The 21,063-nt window shown below is 47.7% G+C and carries 11 protein-coding genes, 3 rRNA genes and 1 riboswitch; of the genes, 10 read left to right on the plus strand and 4 right to left on the minus strand.

From position 1 onward, the window contains the following. Nucleotides 1-76: 76 nt before the first annotated feature. The 4 genes from CCC71_RS01875 to CCC71_RS01890 form a co-directional block, all read right to left on the minus strand. On the minus strand, nucleotides 77-403 hold the full coding sequence (locus CCC71_RS01875; protein WP_156705432.1) for a hypothetical protein: 327 nt from the start codon (nucleotides 401-403) through the stop codon (nucleotides 77-79). Nucleotides 404-533: 130 nt separating this feature from the next. Beyond that, nucleotides 534-1,700, minus strand: a complete 1,167-nt coding sequence (meaB, locus tag CCC71_RS01880) for a methylmalonyl Co-A mutase-associated GTPase MeaB (protein WP_021840297.1) — start codon at nucleotides 1,698-1,700, stop codon at nucleotides 534-536. Between the two features lie 4 nt (nucleotides 1,701-1,704). Beyond that, entirely contained in the window at nucleotides 1,705-3,888 is a 2,184-nt protein-coding gene (gene scpA, locus CCC71_RS01885; protein ID WP_295241524.1) for a methylmalonyl-CoA mutase, read from the minus strand. After that, a complete protein-coding gene (locus CCC71_RS01890) occupies nucleotides 3,888-6,074 on the minus strand; it encodes a methylmalonyl-CoA mutase family protein (RefSeq protein WP_296332730.1) in 2,187 nt (728 codons plus the stop codon). The genes scpA and CCC71_RS01890 overlap by 1 nt, the downstream gene beginning before the upstream one ends. Before the next feature lie 373 nt (nucleotides 6,075-6,447). Then, a riboswitch (cobalamin riboswitch) is annotated at nucleotides 6,448-6,625 on the minus strand. A gap of 703 nt (nucleotides 6,626-7,328) precedes the next feature. Between CCC71_RS01890 and CCC71_RS01895 the strand changes: the two genes are divergently transcribed. The 10 genes from CCC71_RS01895 to cysD all read left to right on the plus strand — a co-directional run bounded on the left by CCC71_RS01895 (nucleotide 7,329) and on the right by cysD (nucleotide 21,053). After that, nucleotides 7,329-8,891: ribosomal RNA gene (locus CCC71_RS01895) — 16S ribosomal RNA — on the plus strand. Between the two features lie 296 nt (nucleotides 8,892-9,187). After that, a 23S ribosomal RNA gene (locus CCC71_RS01900) occupies nucleotides 9,188-12,120 on the plus strand. A gap of 241 nt (nucleotides 12,121-12,361) precedes the next feature. Further along, nucleotides 12,362-12,478 (plus strand): 5S ribosomal RNA (gene rrf, locus CCC71_RS01905). The 16S, 23S and 5S rRNA genes sit together here, the layout of an rRNA operon. A gap of 1,312 nt (nucleotides 12,479-13,790) precedes the next feature. Continuing rightward, the gene (locus CCC71_RS01910) at nucleotides 13,791-14,813 is read left to right on the plus strand and encodes a sulfate ABC transporter substrate-binding protein (RefSeq protein WP_021840424.1); all 1,023 of its coding nucleotides are present in this window, start codon (nucleotides 13,791-13,793) and stop codon (nucleotides 14,811-14,813) included. A gap of 8 nt (nucleotides 14,814-14,821) precedes the next feature. Further along, entirely contained in the window at nucleotides 14,822-15,736 is a 915-nt protein-coding gene (gene cysT / locus CCC71_RS01915) for a sulfate ABC transporter permease subunit CysT (protein ID WP_156704504.1), read from the plus strand. A gap of 1 nt (nucleotide 15,737) precedes the next feature. Next, nucleotides 15,738-16,574: an ABC transporter permease subunit gene (locus CCC71_RS01920; RefSeq protein WP_021840426.1), complete on the plus strand. Its 837-nt coding sequence runs from the start codon at nucleotides 15,738-15,740 to the stop codon at nucleotides 16,572-16,574. A 112-nt stretch (nucleotides 16,575-16,686) separates the two neighbouring features. Further along, a complete protein-coding gene (locus tag CCC71_RS01925) occupies nucleotides 16,687-17,775 on the plus strand; it encodes an ABC transporter ATP-binding protein (protein ID WP_021840427.1) in 1,089 nt (362 codons plus the stop codon). Nucleotides 17,776-17,928: 153 nt separating this feature from the next. After that, nucleotides 17,929-19,716, plus strand: a complete 1,788-nt coding sequence (locus tag CCC71_RS01930) for an adenylyl-sulfate reductase subunit alpha (protein ID WP_021840428.1) — start codon at nucleotides 17,929-17,931, stop codon at nucleotides 19,714-19,716. Beyond that, on the plus strand, nucleotides 19,713-20,027 hold the full coding sequence (locus CCC71_RS01935; RefSeq protein WP_021840429.1) for a 4Fe-4S dicluster domain-containing protein: 315 nt from the start codon (nucleotides 19,713-19,715) through the stop codon (nucleotides 20,025-20,027). The genes CCC71_RS01930 and CCC71_RS01935 overlap by 4 nt, the downstream gene beginning before the upstream one ends. Nucleotides 20,028-20,153: 126 nt before the next feature. After that, nucleotides 20,154-21,053: a sulfate adenylyltransferase subunit CysD gene (cysD, locus tag CCC71_RS01940; protein WP_021840430.1), complete on the plus strand. Its 900-nt coding sequence runs from the start codon at nucleotides 20,154-20,156 to the stop codon at nucleotides 21,051-21,053. Nucleotides 21,054-21,063: the final 10 nt, after the last annotated feature.

Here is a 21,063-nt window from a genome sequence, read left to right on the forward strand (position 1 = left end):
GCTACACAGAATGAAAACTATAGAGTAGCGTTGGGTGGGTGTGAGTAATGTTTTAAGGGGTCAGCTATATAAACACTTAAATAGCATTGTCATTTGTGGGCATAACGCTATCTAAGAGGAGGAGTATATTGTTGCCAATCTCCGAATAAAAGCGCACGCTATTAGTTGACTCTATAAATTCCCATTTAACATGCATACCCGTATCGTTAGGGCCGTACTTTGAGCGGAGCGCTGTCTGTACGGTTTGGGGTAAGCGAATATCATACATAATGTTATAACGGTTGAATTTATCGTCCACCAAAATATAGTGACTGTCGATAATTTCCACATTATAACGGCGCGATACAAGGTCGAGTAATCCTTGAGGCACTTTGTAGTCATTTTCTTGATTTTGTGTAGTCAATCGGATGGCCTCCTTTCTGTGGATTCCGGTTGTAAGGCGTTGTGAAAACCTGTAAGGCCATGGCACAAGGCACTACTGCGCTTGTGCCGGCCTCGGGATATTAGGGCGAGCCGCGCGATACGGACATTGCCTATTTGAGTATCGGATTATTTTTAGATCCGATAGGCTCCAATTTTTCTTCAATAAATGTATTGATGAGCTGCTGCACCGCTAAGGTAGGTGTCAGCTCGCCTTGGAGCACTTGGTCTTCCACGCTGTCTTTGCAAGCAATGATACGCGGCGCCCGATAGAATAAATTGTGAAGATGCTCTTCCACCATGGAGTATACCCACGACATAGTTTGCTGTTTGCGACGCTCCTGTAAGACGCCGTTGGCTTGGCATTGTTCGATGAATTTTTCAATAACATCATGCCAAAGCTCCATAACGCCTTCGCCGGTGTACGCCGAGCAAGTGTATGCCTGGGTAGTCCACCCTTCCGTGGCGGGGCGGAGGAAATGGAGAATCCGATTATATTCCGATTTCGTAATCAGAGCTTTCGGTTTGTTGTCACCGTCCGCTTTATTGACCACGATGGCATCGGAGAGCTCGATAACCCCTTTTTTCATGCCCTGCAGTTCGTCACCGGCACCGGTTAGTACGACTAACAGGAAAAAGTCGACCATGGAGCGCACGGTGGTTTCACTTTGACCGACCCCGACGGTTTCGACAAGAATTGTGTCATAGCCGGCTGCTTCACAAAGAAGTAAGGTTTCACGGCTTTTACGGGTTAAGCCACCTAGCGTCCCGCCCGAAGGGGACGGACGAATGAAGGCGTTTTCCTGCCGCGATAAGGTAAACATACGAGTTTTATCACCTAAGATACTGCCACCCGTTACGGTACTGGACGGATCGACCGCCAAAACGGCCACTTTATGACCTTCTTGGCAAAGTTTGGTGCCGAGGCATTCGATAAAGGTAGATTTACCGGCGCCCGGTACCCCGGTGATGCCGATACGCGTCGCTTTGCCGGTGTATGGCAAGACTTTTTGAATAACCTGCTGGGCCATTTCAAAATGGGCAGCCGCATTACTTTCGATGAGGGTAATGGCGCGGGACAGCATCATGCGGTTGCCGCTTAAAATGCCTTCCACATAATCATCGACGGTAAGTTTGGCCGGTCGTTTGCCGCCGGTTTGTTTAGGTGGTGTGCTTGAGGTATTACGCAAAGGACTGTCATTGACGCCGCGCATAACGCGGCAGGCGAATTTATCATCATCTGCTTCGGGAACCCAGGACGGTTTATATCGTTCCGTCATAGTATCACTCCTCTAGACGTTCATTTAACAATTCGAGTACTTTCTTCGCGCATACTGGGATAATGGTACCGGGGCCAAAGATGGCGGCGGCACCGTGTTCATATAAGAAATCATAATCTTGAGCCGGAATTACGCCACCGATGATAACCATGATGTCTTCACGGCCGCGTTTTTTGAGCTCTTCGATGAGTTGCGGCATAAGTGTTTTATGGCCGGCTGCCAAGGAGCTGATGCCGACGATGTGAACGTCATTGTCCACGGCGTCTTGTGCTGCTTCTTCCGGCGTTTGGAATAAAGGTCCGATATCTACGTCATAGCCCATATCGGCGAAGGCGGTAGCAATAACTTTCGCACCGCGGTCATGACCGTCCTGACCCATCTTAGCGATAAAGATACGCGGACGACGACCCTCCCGTTTTTCGAAGTCATCGGTCATTTGACGTACTTCGGAGATAACGTCATCATCGCTGAACTCGCTGCTGTATACGCCAGAAATGGAACGGATAATCGCTTTATGACGACCGCACACTTTTTCAACGGCATCGGAAATTTCACCCTTGGACGCACGGGCACGAGCGGCTTCTACGGCTAATTCCAATAAGTTGCCTTCGCCGGTTTCCATGGAATGCGTGATGGCGTCGAGGCATTGACGAACTTTGTCGTTGTCGCGATTAGCGCGTAATTTTTCAAGACGTTCAATCTGAGCCAAGCGTACGGTAGTGTTATCTACTTCGAGAATATCGAGCGGATCTTCTTTGTCTAAGCGCAGATAGTTAACGCCGACGATTTTTTCACTACCGGAGTCAATATGAGCTTGGCGACGAGCGGCCGCTTCTTCGATACGCATCTTAGGAAGGCCGGTGTCGATAGCTTTACTCATGCCGCCCAATTCTTCGATTTCCTGAATATGAGCCCAGGCTTTGCGAATCAATTGGTTGGTTAAGAATTCTACATAGTAGGAACCGCCCCATGGGTCGATAACTTTACATACCTTGGTTTCATCCTGGATATAAAGCTGTGTATTACGGGCAATACGGGCCGAGAAGTCTGTCGGTAAGGCGATAGCTTCGTCAAGCGCATTGGTATGAAGCGACTGGGTGTGGCCGAGAGCCGCCGCCATAGCTTCGATACAAGTACGGGTAATGTTGTTGAACGGATCCTGTTCGGTGAGGCTCCAACCGGATGTCTGTGAATGCGTACGAAGCGCCATGGATTTAGGGTTTTCCGGATTGAAGCTGTTAACGATTTTAGCCCATAACATACGGCCCGCACGCATTTTGGCGATTTCCATGAAGTAGTTTTTACCCATAGCCCAGAAGAAGGACAGACGAGGGGCGAACTGGTCAATGGTTAAGCCGTGTTGGGTACCGGTACGGAGATATTCAAGACCGTCCGCCAAGGTGTAACCTAACTCAATATCGGCGGTAGCGCCGGCTTCTTGCATATGGTAGCCGGAAATGGAAATACTGTTAAATTTAGGCATATATTTGGATGTATACGCGAAAATATCGCCGATAATACGCATGGAAGCGGCCGGAGGATAGATATAGGTGTTACGTACCATGAACTCTTTCAAAATGTCATTTTGAATCGTACCGGCCATAACTTTTTTATCAACGCCTTGTTCTTCACCGGCTAAGATGTAGAACGCCATGATTGGCAAAACGGCACCGTTCATTGTCATGGATACGGACATTTGATCGAGTGGAATTCCGGAGAAGAGGATTTCCATGTCGAGAATGGAGTCAACGGCTACGCCGGCTTTACCAACGTCACCCACTACGCGCGGATGGTCGGAGTCATAACCGCGGTGCGTAGCAAGGTCAAAGGCGATGGATAAGCCTTTTTGACCGGCTGCGAGGTTACGACGATAGAAGGCGTTGGATTCTTCGGCGGTGGAGAAACCGGCGTACTGACGTACGGTCCAAGGGCGGGTTACATACATGGTAGCGTATGGTCCGCGTAAATATGGCGGTAAACCGGCCATATAGGATAAGTGATTGCAATCGGCATAGGCACCTTGGTCATACAGCGGTGCCACGTCAATTTGTTCCATCGTGCGATAGAAGTTTTCATCAAAGGATTTGCCTGTTTCAGCTTTTAACTGAGTAAGCCATTCCTGAGCCGCTTGCTCATTGGCTTCGGCCCCGGCAAATGGGATATTTGCGAAATTAGGTATTTTAGCCATTATTTAATCATCCCCTTTTCTTGTTGCATCCGTAACAGTGTTTCGTAGCAGTTGGAGCGTACACTGATGTAGTCGTCCATACCGGCAGCATCACACATTTCTTTTAGTTCAGGTGATGGAGCACCGGCGAGGAATACTTTCATTTCAGGGCGCTGGGCTTTGATGCCTTTCGTAACGGCCGGTGCCAATTCCGGATAGGTGTCGTCGGTGGAGCACACAATGGCTACGTCCGCCTTGGATTCAAGGGCGGCGGCTACGGCGTCTTCCACTGTTTTGAAACCGTTGTTCAAGGCTACGTCAAAGGCGGCAACCTGCATGAAGGATGTAACAAAGTCGGCACGGGCTTTATGTTGCGGGATAGGACCCATGTTAGCCAAGAAGATATGAACATTGTCGCCGGTTTCGGCTACAAATTTTTCGGTCGTGCGGCGTAATTTTTCATAACGTTCGGTCCAGCGATGCGCTTCGATTGGTGAAACGGATTCGCCTTGACTATCGGTGGCGAGGGCGTTTGTGATTTCGCCGAAAGTAGCACCTGCGTTAAGGGCCGTTTTCACAGCGCCGATAAGCGACATCGGTTCGCTGAAGTCGGAGTCTTTAAGAACTTGTAAAGCTTCGTCGATGGCTTTTTCATCGGCTGTTTTACGTTGCTTGGCAAGTTCGTCCAAGCGTTGCTTTAAGAGGTCTGCTTTATTGATTTCAGGGACTTCGAGCAATTCTTCGGTCATGTTAGGGTACATGTTATTACCAACGGCGCGGTCTTGGCGAGTTGCCAATTTTTTGAAGCGGTCTTCCAAAATGCTGTGAACAGCTTCTTGAACCTTACCGGCTTTGATGGCTTCCGTAATGCCACCCATGTTTTCCAATTCCTGGAATTTAGCCCAGGATTTTTCGGTGAACTCTTCCGTTAACGGTTCGAGGTACCAGCTACCGCCCGCCGGGTCAACCGGTTGAATGAAGTTGAATTCATGCTGTTCCATGATTTGGATGTTGCGGGCAATACGGCGGGAGAATTCATCGCTCGGACGGATACAATGGTCGAACGGATACACGTTCATGCCGTCAACGCCGCCTACTACAGCGGAGAAGGACTGTGATGCGGCACGCAATAAGTTAACGTACGGATCATACACAGTTTGGCAAAAAGCGGATGTGCTTACATATAAGTTGATGCGTTGGGCTTCTTCGTCGCCGCCGCAATGACGAACCAATTGAGACCATAGCATTTTAATGCTGCGGAGTTTGGCGATTTCCATGAAGAACGTAGCGCCTACGCTGAAATGGAAACGAATGTGACGGCAGAATGTATCAACATCAATACCGCGACGTTCCATAGCGCGCATATAAGTCAAAGCGGTATGAAGGGCATAGGCTGCTTCTTGAATACCGTTGGCCCCGCCGTTGTGATATACATCGGCATCAACGAGGACTGTTTTTAAATTAGGTGCATGTGCTTTAGCCCAGTGAATCGTATGAGCCATATCATCATAGAGTTCGTCGAGCGGACGATTTACTTTGCCAAAACGGAGTAAAGAACCGATAGGGTCGGCAGCAATAGCACCGTGCAATTCGGCGGATTTTAACCCGGCTGCTTTGCAGGCGATGGATACAGCACTGATGAGATTAACGGCAGATGGTCCGCCGAATAATTCGATTTCATGCTTGTTAACATCAATATCTTTTAATAAAGCTTTTACATCTTCGGCTGTGCTCAAGGAAACGCCGGTATCGATGAATGTTTCGTCAGTACCATCGGTAGGATCGATGCCTTGTTGTGTTAAGCTGTCGGTAGTAATGCTTACAACCGTGCTGCCTTTATCGAGCTCGAAAGCTGCCATGGCATTGGCATCGCTGATGGTTTTGGCATCACAGCGCTGAGCGATTGACCAAGGTGTGTGGATATAGCCGCTGGCATGCGCGCCGCGGAGCTTATCCGCTAATCCCGGATAGGTGTAAGGGTGGGTTAATTCTTTTTGATCCTCTAAACGATAAATTGGGTGAAATAAAATACCTTCGTAAGTTTTCGTGAACATACTCTTATCGAAAGGCTTACCTTTTAACAGTTTTTCAACGGCGGCCTGCCATTCGTCATAACTGGGAATTTCAAACTCGTCAAAGGTGACAGCGGGCAATTCCTCGTGCCCATTTTGCCTTGAAACGGCTAGAGTCTGCTGCTTATGTTCCATAGTACGAATCCTTTCTACATAGCAAATAGAATATGAAATGCAAGAAAATTGATGCATTCGCTATATACAACACTATGTGGCTTCGTTGCGTCTATGATTAGGTAAAACCGTTTTGTCGCTTAGCCTCGCGCTGTGAGATGGCGAGCGGCAGTTGGACTTACTTACTGTGTCTCATAAATAACGCGGTGGGATATATTGTTTCCTCCTATAACAATAATAAAACTTCCTACCGAAGAGCCATATAAGTGGATGTACCGGGCAGTCTCCAATAGGAAGTAGTTTCGAAAAAAATACCGTTTCACAGCAAGACTGCAAAACGGTAAGATTGTATGCGAAAAGAATCACACCATATCTTCCCGTCTATCGCGGGTATAACGACATGCTTCCTTAGGCAGTTCTTCTGACTCAGCTTCATCATTCCTTTTGCCTTCCCAAACATAATGTTCAGTGACATAATAAAAAGGAACTCCACTTCACAGCGGCGGGACCGTGTCGGATTTGCACCGACTTCTCTATTAAGCTTAAAAAGCGCCTATAGGGGACTGTATTTGTTTTATAATTTTATTATATGGTTATAACATAGGAGTGTCAATTTAAATGCATAGTTTAAGCATGTGTAACGTATAAAGGTTAGTTATAACTCATGCTAAGGGGGTGTATGCATAATCGGTAAGGTATGGGGTGGGACAAAATTGTAAGTAGTGGGTTTAAAGTGTATTTATACAACAAGAGGTACAATTAATATATATATACTACTATATGCAGTTAAAGGTGATACATGAGGTAAAAGCATGTGTTGTCCACGCTTGAAGGAATAATGTGTTTAATTAAAAATCTTAAAAATATTTAGTAAAAAGGGGTTGACGAACCATAGGCAAAAAGGGTATGATAGTTCATGTCCTCAATCACGGGACATCAAGTGACCGCCTTCAAGCAATTGGAAGCGGGTTATTTTGAAAAAGTGATGTATATTCTTTCTGTTTTCGCAGCAAAACTTTTTAAAAGAAATTTTAAAAAAGTGCTTGACACGATAAACTGATTGCGATATACTGATTAAGCTGTCGCAAGCCCCTAAGGTAAAGCGATAAAGCAGATCTTTGAAAACTGAACAATGTAAGGTAATCATTTTTAACGAAATGAACATAGCCAGAGTGCGGGTTTCAACAACGTTGAAACCAACCAAAAAATTCTAAGTCAGATAACTTCGGTTAAGCTGACAACAACGAAAAACGAGCTAGCAAATAGCTCCAAGATATCTTGGAGAGTTTGATCCTGGCTCAGGACGAACGCTGGCGGCGTGCTTAACACATGCAAGTCGAACGGAGAGAGATGGAAGCTTGCTTCTATCGATCTTAGTGGCGAACGGGTGAGTAACGCGTAACCAACCTGCCCTTCAGAGGGGGATAACAACGGGAAACCGTTGCTAATACCGCGTACGAATGAACTTCGGCATCGAAGCTCATTGAAAGGTGGCCTCTATTTATAAGCTATCGCTGAAGGAGGGGGTTGCGTCTGATTAGCTAGTTGGAGGGGTAACGGCCCACCAAGGCAATGATCAGTAGCCGGTCTGAGAGGATGAACGGCCACATTGGGACTGAGACACGGCCCAAACTCCTACGGGAGGCAGCAGTGGGGAATCTTCCGCAATGGACGAAAGTCTGACGGAGCAACGCCGCGTGAGTGATGACGGCCTTCGGGTTGTAAAGCTCTGTTAATCGGGACGAATGGTCTTTGTGTGAATAATGCAAAGATTTGACGGTACCGGAATAGAAAGCCACGGCTAACTACGTGCCAGCAGCCGCGGTAATACGTAGGTGGCAAGCGTTGTCCGGAATTATTGGGCGTAAAGCGCGCGCAGGCGGTTTCATAAGTCTGTCTTAAAAGTGCGGGGCTTAACCCCGTGAGGGGATGGAAACTATGGAACTGGAGTATCGGAGAGGAAAGCGGAATTCCTAGTGTAGCGGTGAAATGCGTAGATATTAGGAAGAACACCAGTGGCGAAGGCGGCTTTCTGGACGACAACTGACGCTGAGGCGCGAAAGCCAGGGGAGCGAACGGGATTAGATACCCCGGTAGTCCTGGCCGTAAACGATGGGTACTAGGTGTAGGAGGTATCGACCCCTTCTGTGCCGGAGTTAACGCAATAAGTACCCCGCCTGGGGAGTACGGTCGCAAGGCTGAAACTCAAAGGAATTGACGGGGGCCCGCACAAGCGGTGGAGTATGTGGTTTAATTCGACGCAACGCGAAGAACCTTACCAGGTCTTGACATTGATGGACGAAACAAGAGATTGTTTTTCTCCTTCGGGAGCCAGAAAACAGGTGGTGCACGGCTGTCGTCAGCTCGTGTCGTGAGATGTTGGGTTAAGTCCCGCAACGAGCGCAACCCCTATCTTATGTTGCCAGCACTTCGGGTGGGAACTCATGAGAGACTGCCGCAGACAATGCGGAGGAAGGCGGGGATGACGTCAAGTCATCATGCCCCTTATGACCTGGGCTACACACGTACTACAATGGGCTTTAATAGAGGGAAGCGAAACCGCGAGGTGGAGCAAACCCCAGAAACAAGCTCTCAGTTCGGATCGTAGGCTGCAACTCGCCTACGTGAAGTCGGAATCGCTAGTAATCGCAGGTCAGCATACTGCGGTGAATACGTTCCCGGGCCTTGTACACACCGCCCGTCACACCACGAAAGTCGGAAGTACCCAAAGCCGGTGGGGTAACCTTCGGGAGCCAGCCGTCTAAGGTAAAGTCGATGATTGGGGTGAAGTCGTAACAAGGTAGCCGTATCGGAAGGTGCGGCTGGATCACCTCCTTTCTAGGGAGACATACACGAAGACAGGTTCTTCGATGTCACTTAGGTCGACACTTTGGCGCTGTACTTCGTACAGTAACCTACATTGTTCGGTTTTGAGAGATCTGCAAAGACTCTCAAGTTCATATAACTATATATGAGCATTGTTCTTTGAAAACTGCATAGAAGATAGATAATTAATATGTAAGGTAAGCCTCTTGGAGTAATCCAAATGGTTTAACCAAGCACATTAGGAAAAAATTCTCTGATTTATAAAGAGTAGGTTAAGCTACAGGCGAGACGCAAGTCTTAAAAATCTAAGTAAAGATTTTAAGGGCGTACGGTGGATGCCTTGGCTATACTGGCCGATGAAGGACGCGGTAAGCTGCGATAAGCTACGGAGAGGTGCAAGCAACCTTCGACCCGTAGATTTCCGAATGGGGGAACCCGGCAGAAGTTATGTTCTGTCACCCATACCATAGAGTATGAGGAGGGCACCTGGGGAACTGAAACATCTAAGTACCCAGAGGAAGAGTAATCAAACGAGATTCTCCTAGTAGCGGCGAGCGAACGGGGAAGAGCCCAAACCGGATCGGGAAACCGAACCGGGGTTGAGGACTGTCATCAAGTGTAAATGGGATAGAAGAATCGTGTTGGAAAGCACAGCCGTAGAAGGTGAAAGCCCTGTAATCGAAATCCTGCATGCACGGGACAGTATCCAGAGTACCACGAGACACGTGAAACCTTGTGGGAAGCAGGGGGGACCACCCTCCAAGGCAAAATACCAGTATGGACCGATAGCGCATAGTACCGTGAGGGAAAGGTGAAAAGCACCCCGGGAGGGGAGTGAAAGAGAACCTGAAACCGTATGTCTACAAACAGTCGAAGCGCGTATAATTGCAGCGCGACGGCGTGCCTATTGAAGAATGAACCGGCGAGTTACTGTTACTAGCGAGGTTAAGTGGAAAACATGGAGCCGAAGCGAAAGCGAGTCTGAATAGGGCGAATAGTTAGTGATAGTAGACCCGAAACCGTAGTGATCTATCCATGGCCAGGTTGAAGCACAGGTAAAATTGTGTGGAGGACCGAACTCGTGAGCGTTGAAAAGCTTTGGGATGAGCTGTGGATAGGGGTGAAATGCCAATCGAACACGGAGATAGCTGGTTCTCCCCGAAATAGCTTTAGGGCTAGCCTCATGGAGAGAGTATAGGCGGTAGAGCACTGATCGGGCTAGGGCCCATACCGGGTACCGAACCTAGTCAAACTACGAATGGCTATACTTATACATGGGAGTCAGACTATGAGTGATAAGGCCCATAGTCAAGAGGGAAACAGCCCAGACCACCAACTAAGGTCCCTAATGCTGTACTAAGTGGCGAAGGATGTGGAATTTCTAAAACAACCAGGATGTTGGCTTAGAAGCAGCCAACATTTAAAGAGTGCGTAATAGCTCACTGGTCGAGAGACTCTGCGCCGAAAATGTCCGGGGCTAAAGTACAGAACCGAAGTTGTGGCAAATGCAGTAATGCATTTGGGTAGGGGAGCGTTCTTATTGGATTGAAGCAGTACCGGAAGGAGCTGTGGACTGGTAAGAAGTGAGAATGCCGGTATGAGTAGCGAAAAGAAAGGTGAGAATCCTTTCCACCGAAAGCCTAAGGGTTCCTGAGCAACGATCGTCGACTCAGGGTAAGTCGGGACCTAAGCCGAGGCGGAAAAGCGTAGGCGATGGACAACAGGTTGAAATTCCTGTACTAGTATGAATTGTTTGATCGATGGAGTGACGCAGTAAGATAGGTCAGCACGAGGATGGAAATTCGTGTTTAAGCGTGTAGGTGAAGTGGCAGGCAAATCCACCATTTCGAAAGCTGAGGCGTGATGAGGAGTTACTGGCGATAGTGACGAACTGATTGATTCTACACTGCCGAGAAAAGCTTCTAGGTAGAGACATACTACCCGTACCGAAACCGACACAGGTGGGCGGGGAGAGAATCCTAAGGTGCGCGGGAAAACCCTCGTTAAGGAACTCGGCAAAATGCCTCCGTAACTTCGGGAAAAGGAGGACTCATGTAGTGTGAAGAGCAGTAACGCTTGGAGCATGAATGAGTGGCACAAGAGAGGCGCAAGCGACTGTTTACCACAAACACAGGTGCCTGCTAAAGCGAAAGCTGATGTATAGGTGCTGACACCTGCCCGGTGCTGGAAGGTTAAGAGGAGGGGTTAGGAGTAATCCGAAGCTCTGAATTGAAGCCCCAGTAAACGGCGGCCGTAACTATAACGGTCCTAAGGTAGCGAAATTCCTTGTCGGGTAAGTTCCGACCCGCACGAAAGGTGTAACGACTTGCGCACTGTCTCAACGAGGGACCCGGTGAAATTGAAGTACCTGTGAAGATGCAGGTTACCCGCGACTGGACAGAAAGACCCCATGGAGCTTTACTGCAACCTAAGATTGAATTTAGTTATTGAATGTACAGGATAGGTGGGAGACTTAGAAACTAGGGCGCCAGTCTTAGTGGAGTCATTGTTGGGATACCACCCTTTCCATAATTGAATTCTAACGGGAAGACTAACACCCTTCCGGACAGTCTTAGGCGGGCAGTTTGACTGGGGCGGTCGCCTCCGAAAATGTAACGGAGGCGCCCAAAGGTTCCCTCAGAGCGGACGGAAATCGCTCGAAGAGTGTAAAGGCAGAAGGGAGCTTGACTGCGAGACGGACAGGTCGAGCAGGGACGAAAGTCGGGCTTAGTGATCCGGTGGTGCCGAGTGGAAGGGCCATCGCTCAACGGATAAAAGCTACCCTGGGGATAACAGGCTAATCTCTCCCAAGAGTCCATATCGACGGGGAGGTTTGGCACCTCGATGTCGGCTCATCACATCCTGGGGCTGAAGTAGGTCCCAAGGGTTCGGCTGTTCGCCGATTAAAGTGGTACGTGAGCTGGGTTCAGAACGTCGTGAGACAGTTCGGTCCCTATCCATCGCGGGCGCAAGAAACTTGAAGGGGGCTGCTCCTAGTACGAGAGGACCGGAGTGGACGAACCGCTGGTGTACCAATTATCCTGCCAAGGGTACAGTTGGGTAGCTACGTTCGGGACGGATAAACGCTGAAAGCATCTAAGCGTGAAACCAGCCTTGAGATGAGGTTTCTCATAACATAAGTTAGTAAGATCCCATGTAGACGACATGGTTGATAGGCCAGGTGTGGAAGAGCTGTGAGGCTTGGAGCTGACTGGTACTAATAGATCGAGGGCTTTACTTAAATAGTGAACCAAATTTACAGGACCGAAGGGACGCATAAATTTGTGTGAATCTTTTAGTCCGAGCCGTAAGATTCTTTGAAAAAGAATCCACAGGCGCCGGACACAAGGTATATTGTAATTTGGGGAGCGACACAACATAAATAAGTGCCTAGAGCACCTACCCAAATCAAAGAATTATCTAATGTGTAACTTACATAATCTACACTTCTATGTGGTTTTCAGAGTACAAGCTCTGACAAATTCAGTGGCGATAGCTACGAGGATCCACCTGTTCCCATCTCGAACACAGTAGTTAAGCTCGTATACGCCGAAAGTACTTGGCTGGAAGCGGCCTGGGAGGATAGGTAGTCGCTGATTGATTAAAAGGACACACCGAAAGGTGTGTCTTTTTTTGTTGTATTGACTACCTATCCGACCAGGCCTTGGCCTTGGGAAAAGTAGGGCAAACGATTTGAAGGAGCAAAGCGACGCACAAATCGTATTGCATCACTTTCTTTCGAGCCGAGTGAAGCGATGGCGAGAATGATAGTGTAGTCGCAAATGATACCGGACTCAGAGAGCTTCCAGCCAATATTGTAGAGGTGTGCAGTACGGTAAAGGTACAATAGCGGCGTGGGATACGCAGGGCTCATGCTTTATAGGAGCGCAGCGACGCATAAAGCATAGAGCATCGCGTAGTTCGGGGCGTAAGATTTTGCGTAGCAAAATCCACAGCATCCGAACAGATAAGGTAGTCGCAAATGATGTCGTACTCAGAGAGCTTCCAGCCAATCTTGTACAGGTATTTACTATCTTAGAAGCACAACGAGGAAGCGGAGCTGGGAAAAGTAGGGCAAACGATTTGAAGGAGCAAAGCGACGCGCAAATCGTATTGCATCACTTTCTTTCGAGCGGTAGCGAGAATGATAGGTAGTCGCTGATTAGAGCCGGACGTACTCAGCGTCTACTAAGTAATATATAAAGCAGCGAGCGAAGCAATGCGGTTACGCCCTAAATCAATCGAGCTTTCTCCCTCTAGCCTTTATAGCACTAAAAAAGGCAGCGAGCGAAGCAATGCGGCCACGCACAAAATCAATAGAGCTTTCTCCCTCTAGCCTTTTAGCACTAAAAAAGTCAATCTACCTAAGCAATACGAACTACCTCTCCCCTCATTTGAATAACAAATTCATAGATGACCCAAATACATATATATATTATCTATTATATATAATAGAATCGCCCTATATTTACTGATAAACAATTTCATTTAAAATCTGACACCTACATTAAATCCCGTACATAACCCTAAAAATTGCCAAATAACCAACTATATTACAAGATATCAGTCTGTAATTTTGAGAAAAATATTCAACTAGAATCACATATAATATACTATAGTATTTATATTGTTTTCAATTACCTCATATCCTATTGACAATGTATGATTTAAAAAGTACAATCAAACACAGCTTTACATTTTACGCACTTCGTGCGCCATAAATACCTGTTAAAATTGTAGGAATTAAAAATTAATCTGAATGAGATATATGAATCCGTCAAAGATGCTGAGAGTACAGATTCATATAGCAATTCGGTTTTTTCACAATAAACAGTATGATTTGGGAAAGAAGCTACGGCCGAGAACGAGTAACGGCCAAAGAGAGAGTTTATAAGATAGAAGGTTATAATTATGAAACGAAGAGGTTGGTACGTACTTCTTTCGGTAGGCATAGTGGGGGCTATGCTGTGGGGAGCCGGTCATTCGTTTTCGTCGCAGAATAACAGTCAGGTGACAACCTTGACGAATGTATCCTATGACCCGACTCGAGAGTTTTACGAGGCATATAATGCCGATTTTTCAAAATATTATAAAGAACGAACCGGTAAGGATGTAGAAATTCATCAGTCCCACGGCGGATCGGGCAATCAGGCTCGGGCCGTGGTGGAAGGCTTTGACGCCGACGTGGTGACCTTGGCGCTGGCTCAAGACGTGAATCTACTGCAGAAGGTTCATCTGTTAGACTCCAGCTGGGAATCACAATTGCCGAACTATTCGGCACCCTATACGTCCACGGTAGTATTCCTGGTTCGTAAAGGCAATCCGCTACAAATTAAAGATTGGTCGGATTTGGTAAAACCGGGTGTGCGCTTGATTGCACCGGATCCTAAAAGCAGCGGGGGCGCTTGTTGGATCTTTTTAGCGGCCTATGCTTATGGTGAAGGTCCTAATAACGATACCGCTAAAGGGAATGATTTTGTCAAAAAATTATATAACAATGTGACCGTAATGGACGCGGGGGCTCGCGCGTCTACGACGACTTTTGTTGAAAACAAGCAAGGCGATGTGTTGCTCGCTTGGGAAAACGAAGCAAAACAGATTATGGAACATTATCCCGGCGAGTATGAAATCGTAATGCCGTCCGTTTCGATAGTAGCGGAACCGAGTGTGGCTGTAGTGGCGGAAATCGCCAAAAAACACGGCACCTATGACGTGGCTCATGAGTATTTGGCTCATCTTTACGAACCGGACAGTCAACGACTCATTGCTAAATACGGTTTCAGACCGACGAATCCGGACGTTATGAAGGAAGTAGCGGCTAAGTATCCCACTCCGGCACGCATGGTGACAATTCGAGATTTTGGCGGGTGGTCGGCCGCTTATGAGCGCTTTTTCGTAGATGGCGCCCTATTCGATACAATTCGCGATGAATAGGAGGGTCTATGAACGAGCAGAATCAGTTAAATGAAATTAAACGGGCTACACCGGTACGAATCGAAGGTCCTAAGCGTCAGACGAGTGGTAAAAAGGCGAAAACACCGCGTTTATTGCCGGGGTTTGGCTTAACTCTAGGCGTGACACTGACGATATTATCCATTATCGTGATTTTGCCAATCGGTACCATATTGGGGTTTGCCTTACAAATCCCACCGGCCGCCTTCTGGCAGGCTATTTCAAAACCGGTTGTATGGCATGCCTTTGCCACGAGTTTAACCACCGCCTTTGTGGCGGCCGCTATTAACCTCGTGTTCGGAACCTTATTGGCGTGGATTTTGGTGCGTTACACCTTCCCGGGACGGCGTATCATCGACAGCCTTATCGAGTTACCGTTTGCCTTACCGACGGCAGTAGCGGGCATTACCTTGTCCAAACTCTATTCCGAGACAGGCCTCTTAGGCAGTGCCTTGGTTAAATTGGGCGTATCCATTGTTTATACAAAAATAGGTATTATTATAGCCTTAGTATTTGTGGGTATTCCTTTCGTAGTTCGTTCCGTGGAGCCTGTGTTGGCAAAACTTGACGGTTCTTACGAAGAAGCCGGCGCCGTATTGGGTGCCAATAACTTTACGATTTTCAGACGCATTATTTTGCCGGAAATCTTACCGGCCGGTCTAGCCGGTTTTGCCTTGGCTTTTGCCCGAGGGCTTGGTGAGTACGGTAGCGTTATCTATATCTCCGGGAACAGTGCTAAAGCGCAGACGCAAGTCGTGTCCTATGTGATTATGCAAAAACTCAATTATGTGGATTATGAGGGGGCAACTGCCATGGCGTTGGTGCTCCTCGTATTGGCCTTTTTAATTTTGCTTACCGTGAACTTGATGCAGCTTCGTCAGGCACGGCGGTTAGGAGGTCGATAATATGAAACAGTCAAAATGGGTGAAAAATACATTGATTACATTAGGCTTTATCTTTGTAATCTTAATGTTGGTCTTCCCGCTGGTAACTGTGATAATCAGTTCGTTGGCACAGGGCTGGGGCTTTTACTTAAAAGCTATAACCACACCGTATGTGTTATCCGCTTTGGGGCTGACGCTTTTAGCAGCTTTAGTAGCCGTTGCAGTCAGTGGCTTCTTCGGCCTTTGTGCAGCATATTGTATCGGTAAATTCGATTTCAAGGGGAAACAATTCCTCATGACTTTAATCGATGTGCCGTTCTCCATTTCACCGGTTATTGCAGGTCTTGCCTTTATCATGGTATTCGGCCGCATCGGCTGGGGCTATGGGATTTTAGATACAATTAATCAGTGGCTTGGCACGAATTGGCGCGTTGTCTTTGCCTTACCGGGTGTTTTCTTGGCAACTATATTTGTAACCTTGCCTTTCGTGTTCCGCGAAGTGATTGCCATCATGCATACGCGCGGACGTGAAGAGGAAGAAGCGGCGGTCCTCATGGGGGCATCGGGATTGACCGTTTTTTGGAAAGTAACCTTTCCGCAAATTAAATGGGCTTTTTTATACGGCGTCTTATTGTGTGCGGCTCGTGCTTTGGGGGAATTCGGGGCCGTAGCAGCCTTGTCAAAAGCTCGCGGCAGCACCTTTACCTTGCCGCTCGAGATCGACGCATTATATATGTCAGGTTCGGCGACGGGCGTAACGGCAGCCTTTGCGGCATCCTCTTTATTGGTATTGATGTCCGTATTATTGCTCTTACTAAGAGCCTATGTGGAACATCGCGTCGGTCATGCCGGCGATTAGAGCGTTTAGATTGAATAAACGTCAGCCAATGAGGGTAAAATAAGTAGCTATATACAACATAAAGTATAAGAATATAACTTGAAGAAGATAAGAGAGAATTTGAGGTGATTAAATGGGCGTAACGTCGGCGGCGTCATCGAGCTATGTGGCGATGACCGGAATATATAAGCAATACGGCGATTATGAAGCATCGAAAGATGTTAACTTTGAAATCACGGAAGGCCGTATCGTGGCCTTATTGGGACCCAGTGGCAGCGGGAAGACGACAATCCTACGTATGTTGGCAGGGCTTGAACATCCCGACGAAGGGGATATTCATATTGCCGGTCAGCGCGTAAATGAAATCGTACCGGCTAAACGCGGCATCGGGTTTGTTTTTCAAAACTACGCCTTATTCCGTCATATGACGGTGTTTGATAATATTGCGTTCGGCTTGGACGTACAAAATAAAGATCGAGGCAAAATTGAAAAGCGTGTTACCGAATTGCTGGACTTGGTGGGCCTTGCTAATTTACGAGATCGCTATCCGGGGGAATTGTCCGGCGGTCAGCGGCAGCGTGTGGCCTTTGCCCGTGCGTTGGCTCCAAGACCGCATGTATTGCTATTGGATGAACCGTTTGCGGCTATCGATGCAAAAGTAAAGCATGATTTACGGCAATGGCTTAAGGCGACGATTAAAAAATCCGGGATTACCAGTATTTTCGTAACCCATGATCAGGAAGAAGCAGTCGAACTGGCCGATGAAATCATCGTAACGAACAATGGCCGTATCGAGCAGATGGGCACACCTGAAGAAATTTATGGTACGCCGGCAACGCCGTTCGTGGCCGGTTTCATGGGTAAAGCTAAAGGCATCATGAATTATGAGAAATTAGTCGGTTTTGACAAAGAAGACGATTTCGACTGGGCTATTATTCGGCCGGAATTTGTAGCGGTTTTCAAAAAAGACGCCGACCATGGCAATAAGAGTGCTATAGAGCAGGGCGTGGTAGAAGCGGTGACATTCCAAGGCACAAGGCTCAGCATGCAAATTCGTATCGGCGAGCATATACTCGAAGCGGAACAGCCGATTGAGGCCAACATGTTTACCGTCGGCGAAGAAGTGGATGTACTCATCTATCGACTGTTTTTGTGCAGCAATACGGACGTTCATATTGCCAAGAACAAAGCGCTCGAACCGGACCAAGTGTTCTATATTTAGTGATATTCAGTCGTTAACGGCAAAGATGAACGACGTATCAGTAATAGGCAATTATAAGGAGATAGCATTCAACGCCAAAGTGAATGTTGTTAACTATATCAAATGATATTCAGCCCTTAAGTAGGCATTATAGAAATTAGGTGGAATGGGATTATGAAATTTGAGAAGCGAGAGCGAATTGAGACGGATGTGCTCATCATCGGGGGCGGCACGGCGGGCTGTTACGCGGCGCTGACCTTGCAAAAAGAGAGCAACGCCAAGGTTCTCATCGTAGAAAAAGCGGCCATTCGACGCAGCGGCTGTTTGGCGGCCGGCGTGAATGCGCTGAACGCGTATATCGTAAAAGGCCGTAAGCCGCAAGATTATGTGGATTATGCCACGAAGGACGCGGCCGGCATTGTCCGTCACGATTTATTGCTCACCATGAGCGAACGCCTTAACGGCGTGACGAAAGTACTGGAAGATTTGGGGCTCGTTATTTTGAAAGACGAAAATGGCGAGTATATGGCACGCGGTAATCGTAATATTAAGATTAACGGCGAAAACATCAAGCCGATTCTGGCTGATGCGGTTCTTCAGTTACCAAATACGACGGTTATGGAACATGTGATTATGACCGATTACTTGGTAGAAAACGGCGAAATTAAAGGGGCGGTTGGTTTTTCATTGCGCAATAACGTAGCCTATGAAATCTACGCACCCTATGTAATTTGTGCCACCGGCGGAGCGGCCGGCTTATATCGACCGAACAATCCGGGTTTTTCACGTCACAAAATGTGGTATTCACCGTTCAACACGGGCGCCGGTTATGCCATGGGCATCAAAGCGGGTGCTGAAATGACTACCTTTGAAATGCGTTTTATCGCCCTTCGTTGTAAAGACACAATTGCGCCGACCGGCACTATTGCCCAGGGCGTGGGCGCTAAACAGGTCAATGCGGATGGCGAAGTGTATGAAACGAAATACGGCCTGACCACTTCGCAACGCGTGTACGGGACTGTAAAAGAAACGCTCGATGGTCACGGCCCTTGTTATTTGGCAACCGAAGGTATTACGAGCGAGCAGAACATGGACCTTTTAAAGGCGTATCTTAACATGGCACCGGGTCAGACTTTAAAATGGTTAGAATCCGGCGAGGGTCCGCAGCAGCAGAATGTGGAAATCGAAGGAACGGAACCATATATTGTAGGTGGTCATACGGCGAGCGGTTATTGGGTAGACACGAAGCGTGAAACGACAATCCGTAACCTCTTTGCGGCCGGCGATGTAGCCGGTGGGTGTCCGCAGAAATATGTAACCGGTGCCTTGGCTGAAGGTGAAATTGCGGCCTTGGCTATTGCCGAACGTTGGCAAAACGAACAAGGTGCGAATGCAGGGACAGTCAATAACGTAGCAACAGGGGGCAAAGTTAACGCAGCTAGAGCAGCAGCGAATACTGTTTCCACTACTGTAGCGGCGCAGGCCAAAACGTACTTGGATGCGTATGATACCTTCCTTACCGGCGAAGCACCACTCTATACGACGGAACAGCTGGAAGAAGCGATGCAACGGGCCATGGACAGCTATGCCGGCGGTATCGGCTCTTATTATCGTTTTAACGGCAAGCAATTGGCCAAAGCGAAAGCACGTATCGAAGAGCTCATAGGCATGGCGGAACAGCTGAAGGCGGAAAACCTCCACGATTTGCTGTTTATCTACGAGCTCAAAGAGCGCTTGGTAGTATGTTTAACCTTGATTGCTCACTTGGGGGCCCGCAAGGAAACGCGTTGGCACAGTTTTGCGGAAAACCTGGATTATCCTGAGACCAGCGATGAATGGCTCTGCTATGTTAACTCCGTGGCAACGGATAAGGGCATTGAAATTCGTCAGCGTCCATTGGTAACATCGGACAGCTATGAACATCAAGACGGCGCGGCCGTTAGCAAAGGAGGCGCACTATGAGCATCAAAATCGATCAACAGACATGCGTAGGTTGTCAGCGGTGCGTTAATATTTGCCCCGGCAGCTTACCGGCTATGAATGAAGCGGGCAAAGCCTTTATGGCCTATCCGAAGGATTGTTGGGGCTGTATGGCCTGCATTAAGGAATGTCCCGTAGGCGCTATTGCCTACTTCCTCGGTCCTGATATGGGTGGCCTCGGCGGCACCATGAAGGCTCGTCGCGACGGTCAATATTGGAATTGGGAATATACTTCGCCGACCGGTGAGAGTCAGACCATCGTGGTGAATGCTCAAGAATCCAATAAATATTAAGCTTTGATATCTCAGATACGACAATTTTAAAGTTTAGATTTTTTCAACATTGTAGTATCTTTGCAACGTTTAAAAGTTAAGATATTTTTCAAAATAAATTATAGAGTAAAAGAGAGAAGGTTTAGCATGAGTGAATACAGCCATTTAGACGAATTGGAAGCGGAAGCCATATATATTATCCGCGAAGTAGCGGCGCAGTGTGAAAAGCCGGTTATGTTGTACTCCATCGGTAAGGACAGCTCGGTAATGCTCCACTTGGCGCGCAAAGCATTTTATCCGGAAAAACCGCCGTTTCCGTTTTTACATGTAAACACAACGTGGAAATTCAAAGAAATGATTAAATTCCGCGATGAAACAGCCAAGAAATTCGGCCTCGATATGATCGAATACATCAACCAGGACGGCGTGGATCAGGGTATCAACCCATTTGACCACGGCTCGGCTTACACGGATATTATGAAAACACAGGCCTTAAAACAGGCACTCAACAAATACGGTTTCACGGCAGCGTTTGGGGGCGGTCGTCGTGACGAAGAAAAATCCCGTGCGAAGGAACGTATCTTCTCCTTCCGTAATGCGTCGCACGGCTGGGATCCGAAGAACCAGCGTCCGGAAATGTGGAAACTTTACAACGCTAAAATCAATAAGGGTGAAAGTATCCGTGTTTTCCCATTGTCCAACTGGACCGAAAAAGACATTTGGCAATATATTAAGCGTGAAAACATCGACATTGTATCCTTGTACTTCGCGGCAGAACGTCCTGTTGTATACCGTGACGGCAACATCATCATGGTGGATGACGACCGTTTTAAACTTCTTCCGGGTGAAAAAATCGAGCAGAAGAAAGTTCGTTTCCGTACCTTAGGTTGCTATCCTTTGACGGGCGGCACCGAGTCCAATGCGACCACCTTGGATGAAATTATTGAAGAAACCTTGTCGGCTGTATCGTCTGAACGCACGACCCGTGTTATCGACAGTGAAGCGGCGGGCAGCATGGAACGTCGCAAACGTGAAGGTTATTTCTAATACATACATG

Origin of the sequence: Veillonella sp. LMAG:90, assembly GCF_008679445.1 — a bacterium.
In the GTDB taxonomy this organism is placed as follows: domain Bacteria; phylum Bacillota; class Negativicutes; order Veillonellales; family Veillonellaceae; genus Veillonella_A.

Coding starts and splice junctions, on each gene's coding strand:
- CCC71_RS01935 (WP_021840429.1), top strand. CDS start 19,713: ATGAGCATCAAAATCGATCAACAGACATGCGTAGGTTGTCAGCGGTGC.
- CCC71_RS01925 (WP_021840427.1), top strand. CDS start 16,687: ATGGGCGTAACGTCGGCGGCGTCATCGAGCTATGTGGCGATGACCGGA.
- cysD (WP_021840430.1), top strand. CDS start 20,154: ATGAGTGAATACAGCCATTTAGACGAATTGGAAGCGGAAGCCATATAT.
- CCC71_RS01890 (WP_296332730.1), bottom strand. CDS start 6,074: ATGGAACATAAGCAGCAGACTCTAGCCGTTTCAAGGCAAAATGGGCAC.
- meaB (WP_021840297.1), bottom strand. CDS start 1,700: ATGACGGAACGATATAAACCGTCCTGGGTTCCCGAAGCAGATGATGAT.
- CCC71_RS01910 (WP_021840424.1), top strand. CDS start 13,791: ATGAAACGAAGAGGTTGGTACGTACTTCTTTCGGTAGGCATAGTGGGG.
- CCC71_RS01930 (WP_021840428.1), top strand. CDS start 17,929: ATGAAATTTGAGAAGCGAGAGCGAATTGAGACGGATGTGCTCATCATC.
- CCC71_RS01920 (WP_021840426.1), top strand. CDS start 15,738: ATGAAACAGTCAAAATGGGTGAAAAATACATTGATTACATTAGGCTTT.
- cysT (WP_156704504.1), top strand. CDS start 14,822: ATGAACGAGCAGAATCAGTTAAATGAAATTAAACGGGCTACACCGGTA.
- scpA (WP_295241524.1), bottom strand. CDS start 3,888: ATGGCTAAAATACCTAATTTCGCAAATATCCCATTTGCCGGGGCCGAA.